The 4,226-nt window shown below is 65.0% G+C and carries 2 protein-coding genes and 3 pseudogenes; 1 reads left to right on the top strand and 4 read right to left on the bottom strand.

Annotation, left to right across the window (positions count from 1 at the left end; genetic code table 11):
• Together CSW58_RS15415 and CSW58_RS11840 are read right to left on the bottom strand one after the other, a co-directional pair.
• Nucleotides 1–310: pseudogene (locus tag CSW58_RS15415) on the bottom strand (TonB-dependent receptor); the annotation flags it as partial.
• 86 nt (nucleotides 311–396) lie between these two features.
• Nucleotides 397–1,935, bottom strand: a complete 1,539-nt coding sequence (locus CSW58_RS11840; RefSeq protein ID WP_099447420.1) for a hypothetical protein — start codon at nucleotides 1,933–1,935, stop codon at nucleotides 397–399.
• 448 nt (nucleotides 1,936–2,383) lie between these two features.
• On the opposite strand from CSW58_RS11840, the pseudogene CSW58_RS16295 reads away from it, so the two are divergent.
• Nucleotides 2,384–3,693, top strand: a pseudogene (locus tag CSW58_RS16295) (phosphatidylinositol-specific phospholipase C1-like protein).
• Between the two features lie 19 nt (nucleotides 3,694–3,712).
• On the opposite strand, the gene CSW58_RS15400 reads toward CSW58_RS16295, so the two are convergent.
• Both CSW58_RS15400 and CSW58_RS15395 read right to left on the bottom strand, forming a co-directional pair.
• A complete protein-coding gene (locus tag CSW58_RS15400) occupies nucleotides 3,713–4,018 on the bottom strand; it encodes a UTRA domain-containing protein (protein ID WP_236627806.1) in 306 nt (101 codons plus the stop codon).
• A gap of 13 nt (nucleotides 4,019–4,031) precedes the next feature.
• Nucleotides 4,032–4,226 (bottom strand): annotated as a pseudogene (locus CSW58_RS15395) (hypothetical protein); the annotation flags it as partial.

Raw genomic sequence — 4,226 nt, 5'->3', positions numbered from 1 at the left:
GGCTAAGGGCGCCCGCTATATTGCCCTCACCGGTCCGGACGATGTCCGCCGACGACAGCACGGTAACAACTTGTGATCCGGTCTTGACGATATTCCCATTGCGTGTGGCCGTGACAACCACCTGATCAACCATCCCGGGGATGGAAACATCTGTCTGCTCTTGCGGTTCCGTCTGCGTCTGGGGCGTCGCTGCCGCCGGGGCGTCGCTGCTCGGCGCGCCAGACGCGGGAGCCGTTTGCGCAATGGCCCAGGAAGGCATCGAGAGCGCCGTCGAGAGCAGCAACAAGGTCGTGAGCCGCCGCGTGATCATATCCGATCCCCCCGGGAAAGTAGTTGGGCAAAAGAGGGGGCAGCCGCGTATTCCGGCCGCCCCCTTCGATAGAGTCTGGTTGCTGCTTAGGTGGTCGGCAGCGAGGTACAGGCGGTGCTGGTCGAACCGAAGTCCGCAGCACCGCTGTTGCAGGTCCAACCCGCCCACCAAGTGTCGTTACTGTCCTTGACGGCGCCGATGTAGGTCGTCGTGCTGAAGAAGGAGCCCAGGCCGGTCACATCGAACACGGCAGCCGCCAGTTCGTTGGCGCCGTTGATGAACGCCGAAGTCAGGGTCGAGACGAAGGAGTCGTTATTGTTGTTCGCCCCCGAACCGAAGGCAGTGGCCGTGGTGGAGGCGTTATAGGTGCCGCTGCCGAGGTACTTGGCCGCGTTACAGGTCAAGACGACCGAGCGAGCGGTGAGGGTCGCCGGAGTGGCGCCCGAACCATTCATACGCAGACACTCGTTGTTCGGCGTGTTGAACACGCTGTTCACCAGGGTGACATCGGCATTGCCGCGGATGAACAGCGAAGCGAGGTCTTCGGCTTCGTTGGCGCTGGAAACCTGACGCTGAATGCCCGTGAAGTTGGAGATCTTCAGGGTCTGGCGCGGGCTGTCGGTTTCGTTGCCATTGCTGTCGATTTCCATCAGGGCGTCGCCCTTGCCGTCACGCTGGATCAGCAGGCCGTACTGGAAGTTTCCGGTCAGGCCCGTGTCGGCGTCGAGGCTGTCATCGTCAGCGCCGACAGCGACATAGTACTTCAGGTTGACGTTGCCGCCGAAGAATTCAGCGCCATCGTCAGAGCTGTTATAGCTCATGATGTGGTCGAGCTTGGTGCCGCTGCCGACGCCCTCGGCGGTCAGCGATTGAAGCTCCTTGTTCGCGCCCAGGACATAGCCCGAATAGCGAATCTGGACATAGGACATCGCACCGCTGTTGTCGGTGTTGTCCGCGCCGCCAAAGGTGGCGGCGTCAGCGGAACCTTCGGTGGAGCGCTCGCAGGTGCCGGCGGCGGTCGAACCGAAGTTACAGTCGGTGATCTTGGCGCGACCAAGCAGCACGACGCCGCCCCACTGGCCTTGCGAGGTCTCGGTGTTGAGGCCCAGGACGTTGTCGCGGCTGGTGAAGACGATCGGGCGCGCGGCGGTGCCGACGGCGCTGATCTTGTTGCCACGGTTGACGGCCAGCCAGGACACGCCGGTGCCGCCATAGACGATGACGCCGGGCTCGATGGTCAAAGTCACGTTCGAGTCGGCTGAAGTCTTGGTGAAGCCGCCGTCCGTGCCGACGTCGACGCGGCCAGCCATTTGATAGAGCAGGCCCGGGATCTTCGCGAGGGTGATCGACTTGTTGATGCGGGCGGGCAAGGTGCAGACGCGCCACGTGCCGGTCGGACCGGTGATGGTGCCGTCGTCCTTGAGGCCTTGCGGATCGGCGATGGTCGGGCAGCCCGAGGCGGCCTTGACGCTGTTGTCGACGGGAGTCGTCGGCGTGGTCGGCGTCGTCGTGTTGGTGATGGTGACATTGCCACCCGTGCCCGGCGACGCGATGTCGTCCGATCCGCAACCAGCGAGCGCCAAAGCGCTACAACCCACGAGGATTAGGTTCTTATACAGCTTCACGGGAGTCCCCTTGATTTTCCAAGCCGCCACGAACGCAAGCATCCGCGTCATGGACGTCCTATAATCAGCAAGTGTGACAGTTTTTCCGAAGAGACCCGGAGCGGTGCAAGGCCGGTGGTTGGCCGACTAGCCAAATGATTGGTCTGGAAAACCCGGGTGTTTAGTCTCTGTCGACCAGACGAGCCCGGCGGCGGGATCAGATCTACGGGCCAGAGCTCATTATTGTCTAGGAAGGGTCTGCATCCGGTTTGAGACGCTAATTTATCGCGCGGCGCTCGGCGGCTAAATTCAACGCGGCGGATACCGGCGCGTTCGAACGGCCCGCGCCTGGAGACTGGCCAGACCCCGGTCTGGAGCGCGCCGCGACGGCGCCTCACCCCATCCCGCGTCACGTTCGGCGCAGGCAGGAGCGCCGACATTTTCGCGACGTGTCTGTACCGTGGTGATTATGTCACCCTTCGGCCCCGCGCCCCTCATCTCTGCCCGCGCGGCCTTCTTGAGGACCACGACCGCCCGGCTGACGGTCTATGGTCATTGCGCCGTCGCATCCTCGCCCTATGCACTGCGGCGCCCCCCCGATCGGAGATCTGCGACCATGCCGGCGACCATGACCTTCCTGACCCTGGCGGCGACGGCGGCCCTGATCGGCGGCGCGCCCGCTTTGCCGAGCTGCAACCTCAAGGCCGAGGATGTGCTTCAAGCGGGCGACGGCTGCGATCGCGCGTGGATGGACGCCAATCTCAAGCTCAACGACCTGATGATGGTGGGCACCCATAACAGCTACAAGACCGCCATTCCCCCGGCGGTTCTGGCGGCCATCGGCGAGCCCGGCAAAGGGCTGGACTACGCCCACCGGCCCCTCGAGGATCAACTGAACGACGGCGCGCGCCAACTGGAGATCGACGTCTATCACGACCCGAAGGGAGGCCGTTTCGCCCACCCGATCTCGGTTCAGATCAGCGGTCAGCCGCTGGAGCCGTGGCGGGCGGAGGCCCTGGCGCGGCCGGGGTTCAAGGTCCTGCATGTGCCCGACGTGGATGTGCTCAGCGCCTGCCCGACCCTGATCGGCTGCCTGGAGACGATCCGCCGCTGGTCGCTGACCCATCCCGACCACGCGCCGATCCTGCTGATGTTCAATACCAAGACCGACGCCTCGCCGGTTCCAGGCGGAACCGGAGCCCTGCCGATGGACGAGGCGGCCTTCGATGCGCTGGACGCCGAGATCCGCAGCGTCTTTCCCGCCGACGCCCTGATCACGCCAGACGATGTACAGGGCGACTATCCACGCTGCGCGAGGCGGTGCTGCACGACCATTGGCCGACCCTGGGCCAGGCGCGCGGCAAGGTCTGGTTCGCCCTGGACGAGGCGCCTGAGAAGGTCGCGCTCTATCGCGGTCAACGCCGCGCGTTGGAAGGCCGCGTGTTCTTCGTCAATACCGATGAGGCTTCGCCGGCGGCCGCCTACCTTACCCTCAATGATCCCCTGAACGAGGCCGACCGGATCCGCGCGGCGGTCAAGGCCGGTTTCATTGTTCGCACCCGCGCCGACGCCGACACGGCGGAAGCCCGCGTCAATGACCGCCATCGTCGCGACGCCGCCCTCGCCTCGGGCGCCCAGTACATCTCGACCGACTATATGCAGCCCGATCCGCGCTGGCCGGGCGGCTATCAGGCCCGTCTGCCAGGGGACGCCGTGGCGGTCTGCAATCCGCTACGCGCCAGCCAGGCTTGCGATGGCCAGCCGGTGGAGCGCCGCTGACCGGACGACGCCCGCCGGGTCAGCGCACGCGGATATCGACGCTGATCTTCAGGGAGTCGTGACGCCAATATTCGCGATCATATTCCACGACCCGGCCCTGGGCGTCGTAGCTGGTTCGCACCACGTTGAGGCCCGGCAGGCCGGACTTGACCTTGAGGGCTTCGGCCTCCCCGCGGATCAGGGCGCAGGGCTGCATGTCGACCCGGTTGCGGGTCACCGAGATATTGTAGGCGGTCTTGAGGATGCTGGTCAGGGACTCGTCCAGGGAATTGTCGATCAGCCCCGGCGCGATATGGGCGTCAACGACGATGCTCTCCACCAGCACAGCCGCCCGTCGATTAAGCGGCGTCGGCGGATGAGATACATCGGCGCCCCGACCGGGCGATCGAACACATGGGCCAGCAGATCGTCACAGGGATCTGGGTCTTGCTCAGGGTCTCGGTGGCGGGGATGCGCCCTGGGCTTCCACATAGACATGAACCCATCCAGCGGGTCGGGTCATAGACCACCGGCGGCGGCGAGACGTACCAGCC

It is taken from the genome of Caulobacter sp. B11, from assembly GCF_002737765.1.
GTDB lineage: Bacteria > Pseudomonadota > Alphaproteobacteria > Caulobacterales > Caulobacteraceae > Caulobacter.
Note: the sequence above shows the minus strand (reverse complement) of the source record. Positions and strands in the feature narration are given on the sequence as shown.